General features: G+C 65.1%; 20 protein-coding genes and 1 pseudogene. 6 read left to right on the top strand and 15 right to left on the bottom strand.

The window, feature by feature from the left end; genetic code table 11:
• Nucleotides 1–8 precede the first annotated feature (8 nt).
• Complete coding sequence (locus tag ACIPVK_RS01810) at nucleotides 9–1,409, top strand: MFS transporter (protein ID WP_407610266.1); 1,401 nt, start codon at nucleotides 9–11, stop codon at nucleotides 1,407–1,409.
• Nucleotides 1,410–1,513: 104 nt separating this feature from the next.
• Here the strand turns inward: ACIPVK_RS01810 and ACIPVK_RS01805 are convergent, their stop codons facing one another.
• The 10 genes from ACIPVK_RS01805 to glyA all read right to left on the bottom strand — a co-directional run bounded on the left by ACIPVK_RS01805 (nucleotide 1,514) and on the right by glyA (nucleotide 12,571).
• The gene (locus ACIPVK_RS01805) at nucleotides 1,514–2,596 is read right to left on the bottom strand and encodes an ABC transporter ATP-binding protein (RefSeq protein ID WP_407610284.1); all 1,083 of its coding nucleotides are present in this window, start codon (nucleotides 2,594–2,596) and stop codon (nucleotides 1,514–1,516) included.
• A gap of 38 nt (nucleotides 2,597–2,634) precedes the next feature.
• Entirely contained in the window at nucleotides 2,635–4,227 is a 1,593-nt protein-coding gene (locus ACIPVK_RS01800) for an ABC transporter permease (RefSeq protein ID WP_407610265.1), read from the bottom strand.
• A gap of 4 nt (nucleotides 4,228–4,231) precedes the next feature.
• Nucleotides 4,232–5,266 (bottom strand): iron ABC transporter substrate-binding protein, encoded by a 1,035-nt coding sequence (locus ACIPVK_RS01795; protein ID WP_407610264.1) that lies wholly within the window; start codon nucleotides 5,264–5,266, stop codon nucleotides 4,232–4,234.
• 463 nt (nucleotides 5,267–5,729) lie between these two features.
• A complete protein-coding gene (locus ACIPVK_RS01790; RefSeq protein ID WP_407610263.1) occupies nucleotides 5,730–6,836 on the bottom strand; it encodes a fatty acid desaturase family protein in 1,107 nt (368 codons plus the stop codon).
• 353 nt (nucleotides 6,837–7,189) lie between these two features.
• Nucleotides 7,190–7,462 carry an SHOCT domain-containing protein gene (locus ACIPVK_RS01785; protein ID WP_407610262.1) on the bottom strand — a complete coding sequence of 91 codons (273 nt, stop codon included), beginning with the start codon at nucleotides 7,460–7,462 and terminating at the stop codon, nucleotides 7,190–7,192.
• 156 nt (nucleotides 7,463–7,618) lie between these two features.
• The gene (locus ACIPVK_RS01780) at nucleotides 7,619–8,320 is read right to left on the bottom strand and encodes a response regulator (protein WP_407610261.1); all 702 of its coding nucleotides are present in this window, start codon (nucleotides 8,318–8,320) and stop codon (nucleotides 7,619–7,621) included.
• 37 nt (nucleotides 8,321–8,357) lie between these two features.
• Nucleotides 8,358–9,485, bottom strand: coding sequence for a sensor histidine kinase (locus tag ACIPVK_RS01775; protein ID WP_407610260.1), 1,128 nt, complete (start codon nucleotides 9,483–9,485; stop codon nucleotides 8,358–8,360).
• A 103-nt stretch (nucleotides 9,486–9,588) separates the two neighbouring features.
• Nucleotides 9,589–10,206, bottom strand: a complete 618-nt coding sequence (locus tag ACIPVK_RS01770; RefSeq protein ID WP_407610259.1) for a hypothetical protein — start codon at nucleotides 10,204–10,206, stop codon at nucleotides 9,589–9,591.
• 118 nt (nucleotides 10,207–10,324) lie between these two features.
• Entirely contained in the window at nucleotides 10,325–11,206 is an 882-nt protein-coding gene (locus tag ACIPVK_RS01765; RefSeq protein WP_407610258.1) for a bifunctional methylenetetrahydrofolate dehydrogenase/methenyltetrahydrofolate cyclohydrolase, read from the bottom strand.
• A gap of 78 nt (nucleotides 11,207–11,284) precedes the next feature.
• Nucleotides 11,285–12,571: a serine hydroxymethyltransferase gene (gene glyA / locus ACIPVK_RS01760; protein WP_407610257.1), complete on the bottom strand. Its 1,287-nt coding sequence runs from the start codon at nucleotides 12,569–12,571 to the stop codon at nucleotides 11,285–11,287.
• 243 nt (nucleotides 12,572–12,814) lie between these two features.
• Here glyA and ACIPVK_RS01755 point away from each other — a divergent pair, with 243 nt between their 5' ends.
• Nucleotides 12,815–13,915, top strand: a complete 1,101-nt coding sequence (locus ACIPVK_RS01755; RefSeq protein ID WP_407610256.1) for a flavin-containing monooxygenase — start codon at nucleotides 12,815–12,817, stop codon at nucleotides 13,913–13,915.
• A 60-nt stretch (nucleotides 13,916–13,975) separates the two neighbouring features.
• A complete protein-coding gene (gene purU / locus ACIPVK_RS01750) occupies nucleotides 13,976–14,824 on the top strand; it encodes a formyltetrahydrofolate deformylase (protein ID WP_407610255.1) in 849 nt (282 codons plus the stop codon).
• Between the two features lie 105 nt (nucleotides 14,825–14,929).
• Here the strand turns inward: purU and ACIPVK_RS01745 are convergent, their stop codons facing one another.
• Both ACIPVK_RS01745 and ACIPVK_RS01740 read right to left on the bottom strand, forming a co-directional pair.
• Complete coding sequence (locus ACIPVK_RS01745; RefSeq protein ID WP_407610254.1) at nucleotides 14,930–15,382, bottom strand: OsmC family protein; 453 nt, start codon at nucleotides 15,380–15,382, stop codon at nucleotides 14,930–14,932.
• A gap of 143 nt (nucleotides 15,383–15,525) precedes the next feature.
• Nucleotides 15,526–16,167 (bottom strand): hypothetical protein, encoded by a 642-nt coding sequence (locus ACIPVK_RS01740; protein ID WP_407610253.1) that lies wholly within the window; start codon nucleotides 16,165–16,167, stop codon nucleotides 15,526–15,528.
• A 239-nt stretch (nucleotides 16,168–16,406) separates the two neighbouring features.
• Between ACIPVK_RS01740 and ACIPVK_RS01735 the strand changes: the two genes are divergently transcribed.
• Nucleotides 16,407–16,931: a gamma carbonic anhydrase family protein gene (locus ACIPVK_RS01735; RefSeq protein WP_217388570.1), complete on the top strand. Its 525-nt coding sequence runs from the start codon at nucleotides 16,407–16,409 to the stop codon at nucleotides 16,929–16,931.
• 37 nt (nucleotides 16,932–16,968) lie between these two features.
• A complete protein-coding gene (locus tag ACIPVK_RS01730) occupies nucleotides 16,969–18,027 on the top strand; it encodes a Gfo/Idh/MocA family protein (RefSeq protein WP_407610252.1) in 1,059 nt (352 codons plus the stop codon).
• A gap of 84 nt (nucleotides 18,028–18,111) precedes the next feature.
• Here the strand turns inward: ACIPVK_RS01730 and ACIPVK_RS01725 are convergent.
• From ACIPVK_RS01725 to ACIPVK_RS01715, 3 genes and pseudogenes are all read right to left on the bottom strand, one after another.
• Nucleotides 18,112–18,339 (bottom strand): annotated as a pseudogene (locus ACIPVK_RS01725) (Tn3 family transposase); the annotation flags it as partial.
• Nucleotides 18,340–18,358: 19 nt separating this feature from the next.
• A complete protein-coding gene (locus tag ACIPVK_RS01720; protein ID WP_407610251.1) occupies nucleotides 18,359–19,621 on the bottom strand; it encodes an MFS transporter in 1,263 nt (420 codons plus the stop codon).
• Nucleotides 19,618–20,139 carry a PaaI family thioesterase gene (locus ACIPVK_RS01715; RefSeq protein WP_407610250.1) on the bottom strand — a complete coding sequence of 174 codons (522 nt, stop codon included), beginning with the start codon at nucleotides 20,137–20,139 and terminating at the stop codon, nucleotides 19,618–19,620. The genes ACIPVK_RS01720 and ACIPVK_RS01715 overlap by 4 nt, the downstream gene beginning before the upstream one ends.
• Before the next feature lie 167 nt (nucleotides 20,140–20,306).
• Between ACIPVK_RS01715 and ACIPVK_RS01710 the strand changes: the two genes are divergently transcribed.
• Nucleotides 20,307–20,702, top strand: coding sequence for a tautomerase family protein (locus ACIPVK_RS01710; RefSeq protein ID WP_407610249.1), 396 nt, complete (start codon nucleotides 20,307–20,309; stop codon nucleotides 20,700–20,702).
• Nucleotides 20,703–20,798 lie beyond the last annotated feature (96 nt).

Below are 20,798 nucleotides of genomic sequence, written 5' to 3'. Positions count from 1 at the left end.
GGAGCACCATGAGCATTGCCCAGAGCCAGACACCGGCCCAGCGCGCCAACCAGCGTCGGGTGGCGTTTGCCACGATCATCGGCACCACCATCGAGTGGTATGACTTCTTCGTCTACGCCACCGCGGCGGGCCTGATATTCGCCGAACTTTTCTTCAAGCCGGCCGGCGCACAGATCGGCCTGCTGCTTTCATTCGCCTCGGTGGGCATTTCCTTCCTCTTCCGTCCGCTGGGTGCCTTCCTGGCCGGCCACTACGGGGACAAGATCGGCCGCCGCGCCATGCTGGTGATCACGCTGATCCTCATGGGAGCGGCAACGACCCTCATCGGCGTGCTGCCGACCTACGCCACGGCCGGGGTCATGGCCCCGATCATGCTCCTGCTGCTGCGCATCCTGCAGGGCATCTCCGCCGGCGGCGAATGGGGCGGGGCGGTCCTCATGGCCGTCGAGCACGCACCCAAGGACCGCCGCGGCCGCGCCGGTGCCTTCCCGCAGCTCGGCGTGCCGCTGGGCATGCTCCTGGCCTCGGGCGTCATGGCACTGATGACAGGCGTCATCTCCCCCGGCGAGCAGTTCCTGGCCTGGGGCTGGCGCGTGCCGTTCCTGCTGAGCATCGTGCTGATCATCGTCGGCTACGTCGTGCGCCGTGCGGTGGACGAGTCCCCGATCTTCGAGGAAATCGCAGCCAAGAAGCAGCAGACCAAGGTCCCGGTCGTCGAGCTGTTCCGCAAGCACTGGCTGCTGGTCATCCTGGCCGCCCTGGTGTTCGCCGGCAACAACGCCGCCGGTTACATGACCACCGGCGGCTTCCTGCAGGCCTACACCACCAACCCCGAGGGACCGATCGGCTTCGAGCGGACCGACGTGCTGGTTGCCGTCTCCTTTGCCGCGGCCATGTGGTTCATCTTCACGCTGCTCTCGGGCTACCTGGCGGACACGATCGGGCGCAAGCGCACCTACCAGATCGGCTTCACCTCGCAGGCCCTCTGCGTATTCCCGCTGTTCTGGCTCATCAACACCGCCTCGCTGCCCATGCTGTACCTGGCCTTCGCGCTCTTCGCGATCGGCCTGGGCCTGGCCTACGGCCCGCAGGCGGCCCTGTACTCAGAGCTGTTCCCGGCCTCGGTGCGATTCTCCGGCGTATCCATTTCCTACGCCCTGGGCGCGATCATCGGCGGTGCGTTCGCCCCGATGATCGCCACGGCACTGGTCCAGGCCACCGGAACCACCACCGCGGTGTCGGCCTACCTCCTGGGCATGACCCTGATTTCACTCACGGCCGTCTCCCTGCTGCGCGACCGCAAGGGAATCGATCTTTCGATCAACAACCAGGCAGAGCAGGAAATCGGGGCCACGGTCTTCGACAAGCGCCGCCCGGCCCTCGAAACGTCGGCTGTCCCGGTCAAATAGCAGAGCGGAGTCCGGGATCCTGTCCAACGGCGGGTTCCACCGCGGAACACGAATGGTCGGTGTCCGTCCCCCTTCAAAGGGGACGGACACCGACCATTTTTTCGTTAAGTGGCTTGGGCGTCGGCGGGGAAGGCAACGCCCTCGCCGATGACGCGCAGGTTCAGGTCCATGCCGGGGCGTGCCATGGAGGCGTTCCAGTGGCGGATGGTGATGATCTCCCCGCCGCCGAGCAGCCCGGGCACCGGCGACAGCCTGATCCGCACCGTGGTTTCCGGGCCGAAGAACACGGTGTCCACCACGACTCCCTTGATGGGGCCGTCCGCGGCGATGCGTATCTGCTCCGGGCGAAGCATCAGGCGCACCCGGCCCTGGACGGTTGCGTGGCGCACGGGGATGCCGCCGAGCGAACACGTGGCCAGGGAACCCTGGAGCAGGGCATCGAGCATGACGGCGTCGCCCAGGAATTCCGCGGTGTCCAGGTCCGCGGGCCGGGTGTAGACGGAAAACGGGGTTCCGGTCTGGGCCAGGGTGCCCCCGCGCATGACCGCCACCTGGTCGGCAAAGGACAGCGCCTCGCCCTGGTCGTGGGTCACTAGGATCGTGGTGATTTCCGCGGCATGCAGGACGTCGGCCACGGCCTTGCGGGTGGCCACGCGCAGCCCGGCATCCAGGGCCGAGAACGGCTCGTCAAGCAGCATCAGTTTCGGTTTGCGGGCCAGGGCCCGGGCCAGGGCCACGCGCTGCTGCTGCCCGCCGGAGATCTCGTGCGGCCTGCGCTCCCCCATGGAGGCTTCGAGCGAAACCATGTCCAGAAGTTCCGCCACGCGACGGGCGTGGGCCCTACGCCCGGCAAGGTTCCAGGCCCGGTCCAGCCCAAACGCAATGTTCTGTGCCACGCTCAGGTGCGGGAAGAGCGCCCCGTCCTGGGCCACGTACCCGATTTCGCGCTTGTGCGCCGGGATCCATTCCTCTCCGGCAACCACGCGATTGTTCAATTCAATGGTGCCGCTGTCCGGGTTCTCGAAGCCCGCAATCAAGCGCAGCAAGGTGGTCTTTCCCGATCCGGAGGGGCCGACAATCGCGGTGGTCCCGCCCTCGTTGACGGCAAGGTCGACTCCCTTGAGGACTTCCTTGGAACCAAAGCTCTTGACCAGGTTGCTGGTGCGCAGGAACTTGACGGCCGGCATGAGACCGTAAAACTTGTGGATCTGGGGTGCTGAGGTGGTCACTGTCCGGCCGCTTTCTTTGACTGTTGGAACAGCAGGTAGGTCATGGGTACGGAAATAAGGATCATTAGCAGGGCATAGGGCGCGGCTCCCGCATAGTCGATCTCGCTGCTCTTGGCCCAAAATGCCGTGGCCAGGGTGCGGGTGCCATTGGGCGCCAGCAACAGGGTGGCGGTCAGCTCGTTGACGATGGCAAGGAAGACCAGTGCCGCGCCTCCGGCCGCCGCCGGGGCCGTCAGCCTCAGCGTGACGCGGAAGAAGGCCAGGGCAGGAGACCTGCCCAGCGAGCGGGCGGCTTCCTCGAGTTCACGCGGCGCCTGGGACAGCCCTGCCCGCAGGTTCACCAGTGCGCGCGGCAGGAACAAAAGCACATAGGCGGCCAGCAGCACATATGCGCTCTGGTAGATTCCGGGGACCAGGCGAATGGCGACGGTGACGAAGGCAAGGCCGACCACGATCCCGGGCATGGAGCTGGTGACGTAGTTGGACAGCTCCAACAGCTTGCTGAACCAATTGGCATGGCGCACGGCCAGGAACGCCATGGGGAACGCCACCACGACGGTCACCAAGGCGCCGCCCAGGCCATAGCCCATGGTCTGGAGGAGTGCCGGGAAGAATTCCGTGGGATCCCAGATCTCCACTCCCCCTGCAATGAGCCAGCGAACCACGGAATACAAGGGCACGCCCACGGACAGGGCGAAGAGCGCCAGCAGGCCCAGTTGGGCGGGGACTTCATGGCGCCCAAGATGCAGGCGGATGGCGAGTCCCTGGGCCCCGAAACCGACGCGCGAGTAGCGCGCGTTGCCGCGCACCTTGGCCTCGGCGAGCAACAGCAACATGCAGAACAGGACCAGCACGCTGGCAAGCATGTTTCCGGCCGCCCCACTGAAGGCCGATTGGAACTGGACCATGATGGCCGTGGTGAAGGTGTCGAATCGGATCATCGCAAAGGCGCCGTATTCGGAGAGCAAATGGAGCGCAACCAAGAGCGCACCGCCGGACATTGCGATGCGCAGCTGCGGCAGCACCACCCGGAAGAACACAGCCCAGGGCCCCAGGCCCAAGGAGGCTGCGGACTGCTCAATCGCCGGGTCCAGACGCCCCAGGGTCGCCGCTACGGGGATGTACACCAGCGGGAAATAGGACAGCGTGGCGATCAGGGTTCCGGCACCCAGCCCGGCAAGCGAGGGAATCGTGGATGCCCACGCATAGCTGTTGACAAACGCCGGGATGGCCAGGGGCGCGGCAAGGGCCAGCGCCCACCAGCGGTGCCCGTGCAGGGCCGTGCGTTCGACCAACCACGCGCCGCCCACGCCCAGCACCAGGCACAGCGGGACCGTGACTAGGACGAGCAAGATGGTGTTGAGCAGCAGCTCGCCCACGCGCGGGCGGATGACGAGTTCAATGACAGTGTCCCAGCCGGTGGCAGCCGTCATGTATATGACGTAGCCCAGCGGGATGAGGGAAAAGAGGGCAATGAAGGTTGCCAAAAGAGCGAGCGTCGAAACGCCCAATGGCGGGCGGGGGGCTTTGCCCCCGCCCGCCACTCTCGGTTCCCGCTTCGTGCCGGGAACCAACTGGGTCTTGCTCATACGATTACAGCAGTCCTGCCTTGTTCATCAGTTCGGTCACCTTGGCCGAGTTCAGTTTGGCAGGGTCAACCGTCGGAGCCTGCAGCTCCTTAAGGGGCACCAGCTTCTCATTGGAGGCGACCTCGGAACCGACTGCATATTCAAATGACGTTCCGGTCTTCAGGATTTCCTGCCCGGTCTTGCCGGTGACGAACTTCAGGAATTCCTGGGCCTGGGCCGCGTGCTTGGAGGATGCGAGGACGCCGCCGCCGGAGACCGAGACGAATGCCCCGGGGTCTTGGTTCTTGAAGTAGTACGGGGTGACGTTCTTCGAGTTCTCGCCGGTCTTGGCCTGGTCGCCGTAGTAGTAGTAGTGGTAGATCAGCGCGGCATCGATTTCACCGGCATTCACTGCCTTCATGGCGGTGGAGTTGCCCTTGTAGGCGGTGAAGTTTTCCTTCATGCCGGCCAGCCACTCGGTTGTGGCAGCCTCGCCCTTGAGTTCCAGCAATGCGGCAACGATCGCCTGGAAGTCGGCGCCGGTCGGGGAAGCGGCCCACTTGCCCTTCCACTCCGGCTTGGCCAGGTCGAGCATGGACTTGGGCAGCTTGTCGGCGCTGATCTTCTTCGGATCGTAGACGAACACGGTCGAGCGTGCGGCGATGCCGGTCCACTTGTTGGTGGAGGGACGGAATTCGGCCGGCACCTGGTCAACGGTCGCCTTGTCGACGTCGGCGAAAAGACCGGCGTTCTCGACCTGCGCCATTGCGGGAGAATTCTCGGTCAAGAAGACATCTGCCGGGGAAGCCTGACCTTCCTGGATGATCTGGTTGGACATTTCGGTGTCCGAGCCGTTGCGCACGGTCACCTTGATGCCGGTCTCGGCAGTGAAGGCGTCGACCCATTCCTGGGCAAGGCTTTCGTGCTGTGCGTTGTAGACGGTGATTTCTCCCGCGTCCGAGGCAGCCGGCGCAGGAGCGTTGGCGGAGCATGCGGTCAGGCCGAGGGCCGCGGTGGCAATGACGGCGAGGCCAGTCAGCACGTTTTTTCGAATCGTCATGAATCGGCGCTTTCTATGGGAGCGAGGTATTGGCGGTCCCGGGAGATTTTGGGTGGGACCGCTCACACAGCTTAGGTATGACTTACCTAATTCACCAAACATAATGGGTGGCAATACGCTGGCCCGCGCGAGGACCATGGCAGACCGGCTGCAGGCGATAACCAATCCCATTCATTGTGCTGAATTTAGTGAACAATTTCGTACTCGAATTCACCCTACTGATTGGCTGCTTTTTCGTGACAACGGAAGTCGATCGAGAGATGTCCGGCCGCGCCGGTTCAGATTCGTATGCTGTGATTCACTTACAATTTGCGCGCCGTCACATTTGCAACAAAAGGCTCCCAACCGGATAGCCACCAGAAAAACATTGCCCCCGGAACCGACCAATCGGTGCCGAGGGCAATGTGCAAAATTCAGTTTTCGCAGCCAGGCCGAGCGAGCGGTCGACGGCTGAAAGATCTGCCTACTTGTGCGGGCGGAACTCCGTGACCATCGGGCAGTCAAACGGGTCGCGCGCCGAAAGTCCGACCTTGTTTAGGTACGTGATGACCTGGGAGTAGGACTGGGTCACCGAGGTGACCGTGTAGGGGACCTTGAGCTCGTGGCAGTATTCACGCACGATCGCGGCTACGCCGGCGAGGTTGGCGCGGGGCATCGAGGGGAACAGGTGGTGTTCGACCTGGTAGTTCAAGCCGCCAAAGACGTGCGAGAGAACGCGGTTGCCCCACGTAGTGCGAGCCATGACGTTGCGGCTGGTCAGCACCTGGCGGGAGAAGAAGTCAATGCGCGATTCCTTGGGGATCAGCGGCATGCCCTTGTGGTTCGGGGCGAACGAGGCGCCCATGTACACGCCGAAGACCGCGAGCTGCACGCCCAGGAACGCCGAGCCAATGCCAACCGGCAGGAAGATGTAAATGGCCGCCACATAAAGGGCCAACCGGATAATGATCGAGATGATCTCGCGCCTGCGGTCCTTGACCCGGTCGCCAGTAAACAAATAGATCATGGAGCGCATGTGCAGGTTGAAGCCCTCAAGGGTCAGCAACGGGAAGAACAGGTAACCCTGGCGCTCGGTGATCCACTTCAAGAACCCCTTCTGCTTTTGGGCGTCCTCGGTCTGGAACGAAATGGTGTCCCACTCGATATCCGGATCCTTGCCAACCGTGTTGGGCATGGCGTGGTGCTTGTTGTGCTTGTTCATCCACCACTGGTAGCTGATGCCGACCACGAAGTTGGCCAGAAAACGGCCGATCCGGTCGTTGGCCGGACCAGATGTCAGGATCTGGCGGTGCGAGGCCTCGTGGGCAAGGAACGCGAACTGGGTAAGGATGATGCCAATGGCAGCGGCAATAAGCAGCTGGAACCAGCTGTGCCCCAACAGAACAAAACCTGTGACGGCGCCACCAAGCAGGACCACCAGAACGCTGACAAGCCCCAGGTAGTGGCCCTTGCGACGGCCCAGCAGGCCGGCATCGCGCACCCGGATTTTCAGGTGGCGGTAATTGTTGGCTCCGGCCGAACCACGCGATACACGTTGCTCCGGGGCCGAGGGGGACAAAGTGGAACTCATACTACTCAAGGGTCACTCCCGATTGGCGAGTAGGGCGACGATTTCAGTCGTGGGAACTGAAAATCTCGGTTCCTATGTCTATGAGCTTACGTGCTAGGCATGTGAAATACCTGATCGTTGCACATTGACACCAAATAGCTGAATTCATATCCGGGCATGAACTACGTTCCACCACACGCTAATTGGCATTTTTCTGCGTCATTCCGGGACTTTTGCCGAATCCTTCCGAGCAATGACATATAACGATTCAGGCATGTGTTAGCCACGTCATACGCTTCTGCATCCGGTCCGGATGACCCGAACCACGGGTCCCGGGGACCCGTGGTTCGTCACCGCCGGAGATGCCATTCGGCCTATTTTCGGTTGGCCCGCAGCACCTCCAGCCGCTGCCGGTACTCGGTCTCATCGATTTCACCGCGTGCATAGCGCTCGCGCAGCACGCCTTCGGCCCCCATGGGGTCGCCCTGTACGCGGTGGCGCCAGTACATGCGGCGACTGAAGAAGATGAAGAATCCGATGAGCAGGATCCAGAAGATCGGGATCAGGAAAAACCAGCCGGGGCCGTATCCCGGTCCCCAGGCGTGGGCCGGCATGGATGCCAGTGTGGGAAGAATCGCGGTTGTCATGATGGGTTGCTCCTCAAGGAGTGGATTGCGGTTCCGAGGCCTTCCGCCTCATGTATCCACTTTCTTCCTTGGGCGCCCCTTGCCGCATCGGCCCGGTGGAGACACCTTGGGGTGCATGGCGTACTCCGGCAGGTGCAGCCGCGGACGTTGCCTGGATTAGGTCTGGTTCCTCCGGGGTGCCTGCGGAGCCGGCTGGGCACCGGGGGTGATCAGGCCGCTCTCGTAGGCGATGACCACGAGCCCGGTCCGGTCGCGCACGCCCATTTTCCCGATGATGCGCGAGACGTGGGTCTTGGCCGTCAGAGGGGTGATGAAAAGTTGCTCGGCGATTTCCGCGTTGCTCTTGCCCGTGCCGATGAGCATCAGGACCTCGCGCTCGCGCTCGGTCAGGACTTCGAACGCCGCGGTTGGCATCGGGGTCCGCACCGGCGTGGTGGCGGCAACCTGGGCCAGCAGCTTGCGGGTCACCGAGGGCGAGAGCAGCGAGTCCCCCGCCGCGACGATGCGCACGGCCGCGATGAGTTCCTCGGGCTCGGTGTCCTTGACCAGGAATCCCGAGGCACCGGCCCGGATGGAATCGAGGATGTAGTCGTCGAGCTCGAACGTGGTGAGCATGATGATCCGGGTGTGTACCAGCGTCGGATCCGCGGTGATGGCCGCCGCGGCCGTGATGCCGTCGCCCTGGGGCATGCGGATGTCCATCAGCACGATGTCGGGTTTCAGGGCGCGGGCCTGTTCCAGCGCCTGCACGCCGTTGGAGGCCTGGCCGAGCACCCGCATGTCGTCCTCGGCTCCCAGTAGCGCGGAAAAGCCGGCCCGGATCAGCGACTGGTCATCAACAATGAGAAGGCCGATCATGGGGCTCCCTGGCTTTGTGTCGGGCGGTGTTTGGGCATCAGGCATGGGGTGCCCCCGGCGCCGGGAGCAGGGCGTTGATCCGGGTTCCGGGCCTTCCCGGTCCCCCGGGAAGGCCCGTGGCGATGGTGAGCTTTCCGCCGTGGGCGCCGAGGCGCTCGCGCATCCCGCCGATGCCATTTCCCTCGTCGCCAGCGCCCATGCCGATCCCGTCATCGGCCACGGAGACCGCCGCGTGCCCGTCATCGAGTTCGACGGCAACGGCAACGCGGCTTGCCTTGGCATGCCTCACCACGTTGGTCAGGGACTCCTGCACCACCCGGTAGAGGATGTTCTCCACGCGCTCGTCGACCCAGTCCGGTGGCGGCAGGACCGGCGGGGTGAAGGTGATGGAGAGGTTGGCGCCGCGGACCCGAGCGATCAGCTCGTCGAGTTGTTCCAGCCGCTGGCTGGGAACCCGCGGCGCGTCCTGGCGCAGGACCGCAAGCACCTCGCGCACCTCGGAGAGGGCTTCCTTGGATCCTGACTTGATGTTCTCCAGGGCCTCGAGCATGCCCCCGGTGTCGCCGTCCTTCTTGGCCAGGTGCAACGCCACGGAGGCCTGCACATTGATCATGGAGAGCGAATGGGCCACGACGTCGTGGATGTCCCTGGCCAGCACGAGGCGTTCCTCGTCGCGCTGGTGCCTGGCGCGCTCGCTGGCGGCCCGGCGGAACTCGTCCCGCCGCGTCTTGGCGCTGCGGCCCAGCTCCCCCGCCAGCAGGACGACGATCAACCACACCAGCACGAAGAAGACCCGGGTGCTTTCCCCGTGTTGCAGGGCCAGCAGCAGGAACGCTATCCCGGCTGCCGCGGCGCTCCCCCAGGCCCACCAACGGGCCCCGGCCAGGACCGCCAGGACCAGCCCGACGGCAAAGGACAAGGGAAACGGGCCCCACGGGAAGCCGGCCGCGACGTATCCGACGGTCACCAACCCGATGCCGGCAACCATGGGGCCGGGAGCACGGCGGCGCAACAGCAGCAGGGCCGGGCCTGCCAGCAGGAGCAGGACCGCACCCCACGGCAGTGACTCGTCCAACCGCCGTGCGGCGAAGTGGGTTCCGACCAATTGCACGACCGCCACGGCCACCGGCAGGATGCCCAGCGGAGGACGGCGTCGGTTCATCATGAGACGAGACTACTCGTTGTCCGTCCCCGGGTTCATCCGGCCGGGGCCGTAATGCGGCATACGCCGGTGGGAGTACGGAGCGCCGGCGGCGCCCATGGTTGTTCTAGTCCTTGCCGTCGAGCACCAGTCGAATTCCCTGGCAGGAAAGGACCCAGGGATTGGTGTGTGCTTCCAGGGTGCAGTCCCCGGTCTGGACATATTTTTCGGTCGGGAAGCTGCTGTTGGGAAGTTCCGCATACATGTAGCTCGAGTGCGGGACCCAGACGGAGTCGATTTCACCACCGGATACGTTGCGGTCCAGGAGCACCCGCTGTCCGTCCGGGGCGATAACCGGATCCATCGAACCCATTCCGGCACCTATCATCATGAAGAGGCAGGCCGCTGCCCAGATGAGAAACAGCACGACTCCCACCGCGCAGAGCAGCAGCTGAACGACGGCAAAGACTGCGTTATTGCGGATTCGTGCGACTGGCGGCCCAATCAGCAGCAGCAACACCGTGCCAGCGGCCAGCCCTCCGAGCGCAAAGGCCAGGGCCTCGAAATCGCCGACTTGCCACCCAAGATAAAAGATCAGCCGGTTGCCGGCAGCATCCTGGATTGTTCGGTCATACAACCAGCCGACGATCCCATAGCAAGCCGCAGCGAATGCCAGCAGCCCAATGACCCATCGCATGCGCACCGATATGGTGCGTCGCGGGGCGGAAGCGGTTTCGGCGGTCATGGGCCCCATCCTATGCAGCCAAACCGACTGCCATCTGGGAAAAGACAAACGGCCCGGGTGTTCTCCCCTTCAGGTGAAGGGGAGAACACCCGGACCGTGCCGTTGAGTGGTGCCGAGCCTAGATTCCGGCCGCGCGCTCCGCGGACTCGACCACGTTGGCCAGCAACATGGCACGGGTCATTGGGCCCACGCCGCCCGGGTTCGGGGAGATCCAGGACGCAACCTCGTAGGCGGCCGGTTCCACGTCGCCGGTGACAACCGCTTTGCCGTTCTCGTCGTTGACGCGCGAGACGCCCACGTCCAGCACGATCGCGCCGGGCTTGAGGTCCTTGGCCTTGATCATGTGCGGCTGGCCCGCGGCGGCGATGACCACGTCGGCCTCGGCGAGGTGCTGGGCCAGGTCGGTGGTGCCGGTGTGGGCCAGGGTGACCGTCGCGTTGACGTCGCGGCGGGTCAGCAGCAGCCCGATCGGGCGGCCGATGGTCACGCCGCGGCCGACGACCAAGACGTTCTTGCCGTTCAGGTCGATGTCGTGGCGGGCCAACAGCTCCACGCAGCCCTTGGGGGTGCAGGGAAGCGGCGAGGTCATCGGGCGGTTGACGTTGGCGACCAGGCGTCCCAGGTTCATCGGGTGCAGGCCGTCGGCGTCCTTGGCCGGGTCCATGGCTTCCAGGATGGTGTCCTGGTCGATGTGCTTGGGCAGCGGCAGCTGGACGATGTAGCCGGTGCATTCCGGGTTCTCGTTCAGCTCGCGGACCTTGGCCAGCAGCTCGTCCTGGGTGGTGTCCTCCGGCAGGTCCACGCGGATCGACTTGATGCCGACCTCGGCGCAGTCCTTGTGCTTGCCGCCGACGTACCAGGTCGACCCCGGGTCGGATCCGACCAGGATGGTGCCGAGGCCCGGGGTGACGCCGCGTTCGGCCAGTTTGGCCACGCGTTCGGTCAGTTCGGCTTTGAGGGCCTTTGCGGTGGCCTTGCCGTCAAGAATCTGTGCAGTCATGTGTTTGTGGTGCTCCGTTTCAAGAAATTGTTCCCGTGTGCGCATGGTGCAGGTGGTGCTTGGGTGGCCGGTGGCCGTTTACCAGTCTTCGAGGCCCTCGTAGAGCGGGAAGGCCTTGGCCAGGGCGTTGACGCGGGCGGCCAGGGCCGCCTTGTCGGCGCTCTGTCCGTCACGCAGGGCGACACCAATGATGTCGGCGACCTCGGTGAACGCCGCGGCGTCGAAGCCGCGCGTGGCCAGGGCCGGGGTGCCGATGCGCAGGCCCGAGGTGGTCATCGGCGGGCGCGGGTCGAAGGGGACCGAGTTGCGGTTAACGGTGATGCCGATTTCGTGCAGCAGGTCCTCGGCCTGCTTGCCGTCAAGCTCCGAGTTGCGCAGGTCCACCAGGACCAGGTGCACGTCGGTGCCGCCGGTGAGCACCGAGACGCCGGCGCCGGTGACGTCCTCGGCGGTCAGGCGCTCGGCCAGGATCCTGGCACCCTCGAGGGTGAGCACCTGGCGCTGCTTGAATTCCTCGCCCGCGGCGATCTTGAAGGCCACGGCCTTGCCGGCGATGGCGTGCATCAGCGGTCCGCCCTGGTGGCCGGGGAAGACGTTGGAGTTGATCTTCTTGGCCAGGTCGGCGTCATTGGTCAGGATGAGTCCCGAGCGCGGACCGGCAAGGGTCTTGTGCACCGTGGAGGTGACGACGTCGGCGAAGGGCACCGGGTTCGGGTGCAGTCCGGCGGCGACCAGTCCGGCGAAGTGGGCCATGTCCACCCAGAGCTTGGCACCGACCTCGTCGGCGATGGCACGGAAGGCGGCGAAGTCGAGCTGGCGCGGGTAGGCGGACCAGCCGGCGATGATGACCAGCGGCTTCTCGGCGATGGCCTGGGCGCGGAGCTTGTCCATGTCTACGCGGAAGGTTTCCGGATCGACTTCGTAGGCGGCTACCTTGTAGAGCTTTCCGGAGAAGTTCAGCTTCATGCCGTGGGTCAGGTGCCCGCCGTGGGCCAGGGACAGGCCAAGGATCTTGTCGCCGGGCGCGATCATGGCCGAAAGGGCCGCGGCGTTGGCCGAGGCACCGGAGTGCGGCTGGACGTTGGCGAACTTGGCGCCAAAGAGGGACTTCACGCGCTCGATGGCCAGGTTCTCGGCCACGTCCACGTGCTCGCAGCCGCCGTAGTAGCGGCGGCCCGGGTAGCCCTCGGCATACTTGTTGGTCAGCACCGACCCCTGCGCCTCGAGCACCGCGCGCGGCGCAAAGTTCTCGGAGGCGATCATTTCCAGGGTGTCGCGCTGGCGGCCCAACTCAAGCTTCAGGACCTCGGCGATTTCCGGGTCGAGCTCGGCGAGGGATTGGTTGGTCACGGGATTCTTGCTCATGGTGTTGAACTCCGGTGGGTGAGGGTTGGTCTTCGGGCAGGGTCACATTGCGAATCATTCAACCCCCGGACCCAGGCGCGCGGTCCGTGGTTAGCTCATGTGCCGTTCCCCGGTGGTTCATCCCACCCAACGCCAGTTGCGACACCCTTCAATATTAGTCGGAATAGGCGCGCGGACCAGACTGTTACACCGGGTGACAGTTGTATCTTCAACAACCACGTGCTTCGAGGAGGACCAGCCGGAATGCAGTCCATGGGTGAGCAGCTACGTACGGTCGTCATCGGTGCCGGTCAGGCAGGCCTTTCGGCCGCCCACCACCTAAGACGCAAGGGAATGGCCCCTTTCCGGGACTTCGTGGTGCTGGATGCCAATGAGGGTCCCGGTGGCGCCTGGCGCCACCGCTGGGACTCCCTGACCTTCGATCGCGCCCACGGCCTGCACTCGCTCCCCGGTATGGAATTGGACACACCGGACCCCTCCGAGCCGGCTTCCGCGGTGGTCACCCGCTACTACGGGGACTACGAATCGGCATTCGCGCTCCCGGTGATCCGCCCCTTCAAGGCCAAGTCCGTCACCGGCTCGCTTGCCGAGGGCTTCACCATCACCTCCACCGACGGCCGCCAGGTCCACGCCGCCACGCTCATCAACGCCACCGGAACCTGGGACAAGCCGTACTGGCCCTACTACCCCGGTGCCCGCGAGTTCACCGGGCGCCAGCTGCACACCCGCGACTTCACGGCACCCGAGCAGTTCCTGGGCAAGCGGGTTCTGGTGGTGGGCGGCGGCACCAGCGCCGCGCAGTTCCTGCTGCAGTTTTCCGCCCTGGGCATCGACACGCTGTGGTCCACCCGGCAGGCACCGCAGTGGAGGCAAGCGCCGCAGGACAAGTCCTGGGGCATCGAGGTGGAGGCCAACGTCAATGACCGCACCCGGGCCGGCCTGACCCCGCGATCCGTGGTCTCGGTGACGGGCCTGCCGCTGACGGATTTCTACCGGGAAGGCATCGACTCCGGGGTGCTGGTTTCCCGCGGCGGCATCGACTCGCTCGCCGCCCGCTCCGTCACCTTCACCGATGGCACCACCGAGGACATCGACGTGATCCTGTGGGCCACCGGATTCCGCGCCTCCCTTGACCATCTGGCTCCCCTGGGGCTGCGTGAGCCCGGCGGGGGCATCGTCATGGCCGAGGACGCGGTCACCGTCACCAAGGTGCCGGGGCTTTTCATGGTGGGCTACGGCGCCTCGGCCTCCACCATCGGGGCGACCCGCGCCGGCCGTGCCGCCGCGGTTGCCGCAGGGCGGGTGTTGGATTCACGTGAGGCAGAGGTCGTGGGCGCGGGCTAGGAATGCTTCATTTTCCTGCCAAGTTCAGCCACGGCGAAAGCTGCATGTAGCGTAATCTCCGTGAGCACCAACGAATTCATTGTGTCCCTGTCATGCCCCGACCGCCCGGGCATCGTCCATGCCGTCTCGGGAGCCTTGCTGAGCGCCGGTTGCAACATCACCGAGTCACAGCAATTCGAAAGCCCGGAGACGCACAACTTCTTCATGCGCATCGCCGTGGCGACCGACCAGGACCTCGACGCGCTGCGCGTAGCCCTGGACCCGGTCAAGGACCAGTTCGCCATGGAAGTGAAGGTCACCGCCGCCGGTTCGCGGGTGCGGACGCTGATCATGGTGTCCAAGGAGGGCCACGCGCTCAACGACCTGCTCTACTCGCAGCGCGCCGGGACCCTGCCGGTGGACATCCCGGTGATTGTCTCCAACCACCTGGACCTGAAGCCCATGGCGGACTTCCACGGCATCGAGTTCATCCACGTGCCGGTCACCTCCGCAACCAAGGCGGAGGCCGAGGCCCGGCTGCTGGCCCTGGTCGAGGAGCACGACATCGAGCTGGTGGTGCTGGCCCGCTACATGCAGATCCTCTCCGATGACCTGTGCCGCGCGCTCAACGGCCGCGCCATCAACATCCACCACTCGTTCCTGCCCTCCTTCAAGGGGGCCAAGCCCTACCACCAGGCCCACGCCCGCGGGGTGAAGCTCATCGGCGCCACCGCCCACTACGTGACCGCGGACCTGGACGAGGGACCGATCATCGAGCAAGAGGTCATCCGCGTGGACCATGCACGCACGGCCGAGCAGTTCGTGGCCATGGGCCGCGACGTGGAGGGCCGCACGCTGACCCGCGCCGTGGCCTGGCATGCCGAGCGCCGGGTCATGCTCGACGGCTACCGCACCGTGGTCTTCTCCTAGACACTGCGGTCGCGTTTGCAGGGCGTGGCCCTGGGCCCGGGTCCAGCACCGGTTGGGTGGCCTGCGCCCGTTCAGGGTCCGCCGGGACTCCGTCCGGCGGTCTTGTCAGCCCTTGGCGTCGCCGAGCCCTACGTGGACCTCGTTCGTGACGGGGGTGCCGCGCTCCACCGTGCGTGACACTGTGCAGTACTTCTCGTGCGAGAGGTCCACCAGGCGTTCGACCAGGCCGGCGGCCTTCTGTCCCTCGGCCGTGTCCGGGAAGGCCAGGTTGAAGGACAGGTGCAGCCCCTCCATGCGGTTGGCACCGTCCTCGACCACCTTGCGGCCGGTTGCCTTGACCCTGAAGTCCGTGGGCTCGGCGCTGCGGGCCGTCACCGTGTCGACGTCGATGGACGAGCAGCCGGCGATCGCCGACAGCAGCAGCTCCACCGGGCTCAGCAGCCCTTCGTCTTGGCCAAACTCGATTTCCGCACCCGCGGCATTGCGCGCCGTGTAACGGCCCGTTGCGGTACGGGTCAGCTCGACGGAACGCAGCGTGGGGTCTTCGTTTTCGCTCATGCGTCCATCATGCCACCAGCGGTCGGGAGGTTTCCGTGCGCGGCGTGTGCGCGTCGTGAAGAATGATCCCCCGGGACGAAGAGGCGGCCGCCCTGGCATCCGGAACACTGCGGCGCGGCCCTTCACTGGGCCACCCATCCAGGCTAGCTTTCGTTGGCCCACTGTTCGTGCTCGTCCAGGTGGTGGCGCTCGCTGGCCTCGGGCTGGGTTCCCGAATCGGCCAGTTGCTGCATGCGCTCCATCAGCTCAACCGCGACTGTCCAGGTTTCCAGGGTGGAGGGCGGGTTGACCCCGGCCGCGCGGGCAATCTTGTTGCGCCACTTGTTGGTGAAGCCCAGCACCTGCTCGCCCTTGATGTCCCTGTCCCAGAGCCACCGGGCCAGCTGCTTGGCCTTGGTCAGCCTGTTGGCCTCGGCGTGTGCGCCATGGCGGAAGGGGTCGGTGGCGGGCTTGGCAGGAGCCCCGACGGGTTCGGCCGCCACGGTCTCGAGACCCGCGGGCTCATCCACCACGGGCTCGGCTTCCATGTGCTCGACCGGGGTCGGCCCGAGGGCATCGGGTTCGAGCTCCGGAAGCCCCACCGCCACAATCTCGGGCGCGTTTTCGATGGTGTGGACCGCCGAGCTGATGATTCCGTCCAGCTTCTCCCGGAGGCGGGGAGGAATGTCATCCGCCTGCTCCTCGAGCGTGCCCAGAAGTGCCGCGACCATTTGCTCGTAAACCTCGACCTTGTGCTGCGGCCACATCGTCCCAGCTGCTCCCGTTCCCTTGCGTCCAAACACCATGTCCGGTTCCGCGGCCCCGTGGCGCGGAGCCGAAGGACAACACTATCCGCTTGGCCACGGAGCTGGCCACCGGGCTCCGGTCCCACGCGAAGCCGACCGGACCCGACCGGCGCGATGCCAACCCCGGGCGGCCGATCGGCACCTTCGGGTAAGCACGCCCATGGGCCGCCGAGACCCGGGTATTGCCACGTCGTGTCACCAACCATTGGCCCTGCCGGCCAACGGCTAGAGTGGGTGCCATGGCTCACATCATCACCATTGATTCGATTACCCCGTCCGTCGACCCCACCGCTTTCGTGGCACCTACCGCAACGCTTTCCGGGGACGTTTCCCTGGGCGCCAACGCCAGTGCCTTCTACGGCGTCTCGGCCCGCGGGGACTCGGACACCATCACCGTCAAGGAGGGCACAAACCTCCAGGACAACGTCGTACTGCACGCCGACACCGGCTACCCCTGCACCATCGGCGAGCGCGTCTCGGTGGGCCACTCCGCCGTGGTCCACGGGGCCACCGTGGGCAACGACTGCCTCATCGGCATGAGCGCGACCATCATGAACGGTGCCGTCATCGGGGAGAACTCCCTGGTGGCCGCCGGCGCCCTGGTGCTCGAGGGAACCCAGGTCCCCCCGCGCTCGCTGGTTGCCGGGGTCCCGGCCAAGGTCCGCCGCGAACTGAGCGACGAGGAGGTGGAGAACCTGAAGGAGAACGCCGCCCACTACCTGGTGCTGGCGGCAAAGCACCGTGAGGCCAACGCCGCACGCTAGGTCAACATCCGCCCACTGAATAGGGAGCACACAAGCGATGGTCAGTTACATCCAGGCACCACCCACCGCCCACCCGGGAGCCCCCTCGCCTATCAAGGCCACGGGCCGCACACTGAACTGGGGCGTCGTCTCCACCGGACGCATCGTCGGAAACGTCATCGCCGACCTCAAGTCGCTGGAGGACGCCAACGTCATGGCGGTTTCCTCGCGCAGCGAGAAACGCGCCCGCGCCTTCGCCGACGAACATGACATCGACTGGGCCTATGGCTCCTACCACGACATGTTTGCCGAACCGGAAATCGACGCCGTCTACATCGGCACCCCGCACGGGCAGCACTTCGAGATCGCCATGGCCGCGCTGAAGGCCGGCAAGCACGTGTTGTGCGAGAAATCGTTGACCATCAACGCCACCGAGGCCCGGGCCCTGGTGGCCGAGGCCGAGGCACGCGACCTCTTCCTCATGGAAGCCCTCTGGTCCCGCTTCACCCCGGCGTTCGGCCGGGCCCTGGAGATCCTGGAATCCGGCGAGCTCGGGGAACCGTCCTGGGTCCAGGCGGACCTCGGTTTCGTGGCGCCCTACGACCCGACGTGGCGCCTCTACGATCCGGCCGCCGGCGGCGGTGCGCTGCTGGACATGGCGGTCTACCCGCTCACCTGGGCCATTGCCGCATTTGGCTTCCCCACCTCGGTGCAGGCCAGCAGCGACCTCAACGACGACGGTGTCGACATCCAGACGGCCATCACCCTGGGCTACACGGGCGTGCGCCACGCCCAGCTCATGGTGTCGCTGACCAGCTCCCCGACCAAGGAAGCCAGGGTCGCGTGCACCAATGGCTGGCTGGGCACCAACGCGCCGCTGCACAACCCCACGAAGCTCTTCATCCACCCGGCCGACGGCCCCGCGCGGACCGAGGTCTTCGAGCCGGTGGGCCAGAACTACACATTCGAGTTCCGCGAGGTCACCCGGTGCATCCAGCAGGGCCTGAACGAGTCCCCCACCATGCCGTGGGAGCACTCGGTCAACACCATGGCAATGTTCGACGGGATCCGCCACCAGTTGGGGATCCGCTACCCGAACGACCTCGTCGCGAAGTAGGCCCGCTGCGCGGGGCAACGACGGGTTTCGTGGGGCCGGAGAATCTTCCGGGCCCACGAAACCTTTTTCGCATCCCGGTCCTCGCAGGGGTGAGAGGAACTGCAGCAGCGAAGGGTCCGTGGCCTTGCCTTCCTGATTCAAGGTGGTGATGGTGCGGTCGACATAGACCGTGTTCCAGACAACGATGGCCGCGGTGAGAAGTTTCAGCCCTGAGGCGCGGTAGCGCTGCTGTTTGAAGGATCGATCACGGATCTCTCCAAGATGATTGAAGAGGACGGACCGGGCCAAGGTGTTCCGGGCTTCTCCTTTGTTTTGCAAGCGGAGGTGTGGATCAAGTGCGCCTGGACGCGGGGCTGGATGGGCTGTGGCCCGATCTTCTCACCCTGTTCTCGAGGACCATGAGCACGAGCAGGGAGGTACTGAGGCCGGCCAATGCCAGCGCGGCGACACCGACCGCGGCGCTGAGCGTGCTGGTGGTAGCCAGCGCGCCAACGCCGATAGCGGTAACTGCCTGGAACGTGTAAGCGAGCAAATAGAGCAGGGACAGTGTCGCGCCGCGCTGACGTTCGGGAGCGGCCTGGTTGATGAGACCGAGCCCTCCGGTGAAAGCGAAGGAGTAGGCGATTCCGCCGATGACACACCAGCCGAGGAAGAGCAAGATGGACCCGAAGGCACTGGCGGCGGCCATGAGTCCGAGGCTGAGGAGCGTCAGGGCCGCACCCACCGTGACCGAGACGTATGCCCGGACACGGGAGAGGAAAAGTGCGGTGATGCCGATGGCCGCCGCCGAGCATCCGAGCAGGACACCGACGATCGCGGTGTTTCCGGTGTGGGTGAACGCGGTGATCATATGCGCGCCGAGTGAGAGGAAGATCGCGCCAACACAGTAGGCCAGGGACACCGATAGGGTGGCGATGGAGAGCTGTAGCCGAATGCCTCGGGGCACGCCGGGAGCCTGCGGTCGCCATCGTTGGACACCGCTTGGCCTGTCGTCCGGGGTACACAGCAGGGCAGCGATTGATGCGCAGCACAGGATGAGCAGGACGATGTAGCTCCAGAACAGGGGCAGCGGGACGAACCGTGCGACTAACCCTCCAAGCACGAGAGCAAGCGTGAGTCCGGTCGCAGTGGCCACGGTCGCCATGGAACTGGCGAATCGAGGGCTGGCGCTGGTGTTGTTTTCAATCAGCGACGCCGTCCCCGCCCCCATCGCCAGTCCGGCGCCGGCGCCTTGCAACACGCGTCCGACGAACAGGAACGCGACGTGAGGTGCCACGGCAAAGACGATCGCCGACGCGGCGATGAGCCCAATGCCTGCCATCATGATAAGTCGCCTGCCGAATCGATCGGAGAGGTTCCCAAAGAGTGGCAGGACAAGGACCAGTGCGAGCTGGTAGGTGGCGAACACCGTGGTGATGACGAGCGGGCTCAGATCCCACTGCGCGGCGTAGATGGGGTACAGCACGCTTGGTGCTCCGGAAGACCAGAGCACCAGGGCGAGCACCGAAGCCGCGGACCAAAACGCTCCGCGCTTTCCCAGTCGGCCCGTTCCTCGGGCGGGCTGCGTGGCCTGGGTCGTGCCGGAGTGGGTCATCGGGCGGGGTCGGGGTGGATGATCAGGCAGGTGCTCGATGCGGTGGCCAGTACACGTCCGCCGCTGTCGCGCAGATCGGCGTCGGCGAACGTGGCGCTCCTGCCGCGGCGGGTCACCCAGCCATGGGCAGTGACGGCTCCGGTTTCGGCGGTGATCGGTCGAAGGAACGACACCTTGATTTCCAGGCTCGTGTACCCGACTCCTGCGGGCAAGGTGCTATGCACCGCGCATCCGGCCACCGAGTCCAGCACCGTCGCAAAAAATCCGCCGTGGACAGATCCGATCGGGTTGTAATGCGAGTCATCGGGCTGCGCGCTCATCAGGACATCACCATCGGCAACGGAGATGATCTCCAGTCCCACGTGGCTGTTCATCGGTGGTGGCGGGATCCGACCGTCAGCCAGTGCGCGCAATTGCTCGAGTCCGGTCTGTTCGAACAGTTTCGATCTGTCGTCTTCGGGACTGTGATAACTGATGGTGCGTGAACGGTTCGGCGGATTCGCGGGTGTTGGCGTCATTGGCTGTTCTCCGGTTTTTCTCGACGTTCAGGGGCTCTCAGGTTTTGATGCCTTCACAGGAAGGCGTTCTGACACGAGTGGTTGTTTCCTGACAATACCCGGGCTAACTTTGTACTAGCAACCCAGGACCACTGACGCTGGGGCGCACATCAACTTTGTGAGGAGCCTTGACCACGCCGGTTTTCCAGGTGCATCTCCCAGCCGACCGCTTCACCTCGGATCAGAAACGCACTCTTGCTCGTTCATTGCCGCAGGCCCTCAATGAAGCGCTTGGCATTCCAGCCGAGGATCAATTCGTGACGATTACATCCCACCAGAGTGACGAACTTTTCCTTGATCCTGGCTACATGGGCATGCAACGCAGCGCCGACGCGATCATCATTTCCGTTCTCTTCACCGCCGAGCGCTCCTTGTCGGACAAGAAAGCGCTGGGAAAGGCGATATGCCGGAATGCGGCAGGCGCGTTGCAGATCAGCGGCGACGACGTTTTCATCGCATTAATTCCGGTCCCGAAAGAGAACTTTTCCTTTGGCCGAGGGGAACTGCAACTAGCTCCCTCGTAGTCCGGACTTGCTTCACCCGCGGCACTCCGGGAGCACTCCGGGAGCACTCCGGGAGCACTCCGGCCACGGGATATGGTCAGCGGGCCCGGCCAATCG

It is taken from the genome of Paeniglutamicibacter sp. MACA_103 (genome assembly GCF_045798555.1).
Lineage (GTDB): Bacteria > Actinomycetota > Actinomycetes > Actinomycetales > Micrococcaceae > Paeniglutamicibacter.
Note: the sequence above shows the minus strand (reverse complement) of the source record. Positions and strands in the feature narration are given on the sequence as shown.

What these genes read in the sequence shown, in the direction of transcription:
- ACIPVK_RS01790 (WP_407610263.1), bottom strand. Translation starts at nt 6,836, where the DNA reads ATGAGTTCCACTTTGTCCCCCTCGGCCCCGGAGCAACGTGTATCGCGT.
- ACIPVK_RS01715 (WP_407610250.1), bottom strand. Translation starts at nt 20,139, where the DNA reads ATGACGCCAACACCCGCGAATCCGCCGAACCGTTCACGCACCATCAGT.
- ACIPVK_RS01745 (WP_407610254.1), bottom strand. Translation starts at nt 15,382, where the DNA reads ATGAGCGAAAACGAAGACCCCACGCTGCGTTCCGTCGAGCTGACCCGT.
- ACIPVK_RS01785 (WP_407610262.1), bottom strand. Translation starts at nt 7,462, where the DNA reads ATGACAACCGCGATTCTTCCCACACTGGCATCCATGCCGGCCCACGCC.
- ACIPVK_RS01765 (WP_407610258.1), bottom strand. Translation starts at nt 11,206, where the DNA reads ATGACTGCACAGATTCTTGACGGCAAGGCCACCGCAAAGGCCCTCAAA.
- ACIPVK_RS01720 (WP_407610251.1), bottom strand. Translation starts at nt 19,621, where the DNA reads ATGACCCACTCCGGCACGACCCAGGCCACGCAGCCCGCCCGAGGAACG.
- ACIPVK_RS01805 (WP_407610284.1), bottom strand. Translation starts at nt 2,596, where the DNA reads ATGCCGGCCGTCAAGTTCCTGCGCACCAGCAACCTGGTCAAGAGCTTT.
- ACIPVK_RS01770 (WP_407610259.1), bottom strand. Translation starts at nt 10,206, where the DNA reads ATGACCGCCGAAACCGCTTCCGCCCCGCGACGCACCATATCGGTGCGC.
- ACIPVK_RS01795 (WP_407610264.1), bottom strand. Translation starts at nt 5,266, where the DNA reads ATGACGATTCGAAAAAACGTGCTGACTGGCCTCGCCGTCATTGCCACC.
- ACIPVK_RS01735 (WP_217388570.1), top strand. Translation starts at nt 16,407, where the DNA reads ATGGCTCACATCATCACCATTGATTCGATTACCCCGTCCGTCGACCCC.
- ACIPVK_RS01775 (WP_407610260.1), bottom strand. Translation starts at nt 9,485, where the DNA reads ATGATGAACCGACGCCGTCCTCCGCTGGGCATCCTGCCGGTGGCCGTG.
- ACIPVK_RS01780 (WP_407610261.1), bottom strand. Translation starts at nt 8,320, where the DNA reads ATGATCGGCCTTCTCATTGTTGATGACCAGTCGCTGATCCGGGCCGGC.
- ACIPVK_RS01800 (WP_407610265.1), bottom strand. Translation starts at nt 4,227, where the DNA reads ATGAGCAAGACCCAGTTGGTTCCCGGCACGAAGCGGGAACCGAGAGTG.
- ACIPVK_RS01740 (WP_407610253.1), bottom strand. Translation starts at nt 16,167, where the DNA reads ATGGTGTTTGGACGCAAGGGAACGGGAGCAGCTGGGACGATGTGGCCG.
- ACIPVK_RS01730 (WP_407610252.1), top strand. Translation starts at nt 16,969, where the DNA reads ATGGTCAGTTACATCCAGGCACCACCCACCGCCCACCCGGGAGCCCCC.
- ACIPVK_RS01810 (WP_407610266.1), top strand. Translation starts at nt 9, where the DNA reads ATGAGCATTGCCCAGAGCCAGACACCGGCCCAGCGCGCCAACCAGCGT.
- ACIPVK_RS01755 (WP_407610256.1), top strand. Translation starts at nt 12,815, where the DNA reads ATGCAGTCCATGGGTGAGCAGCTACGTACGGTCGTCATCGGTGCCGGT.
- glyA (WP_407610257.1), bottom strand. Translation starts at nt 12,571, where the DNA reads ATGAGCAAGAATCCCGTGACCAACCAATCCCTCGCCGAGCTCGACCCG.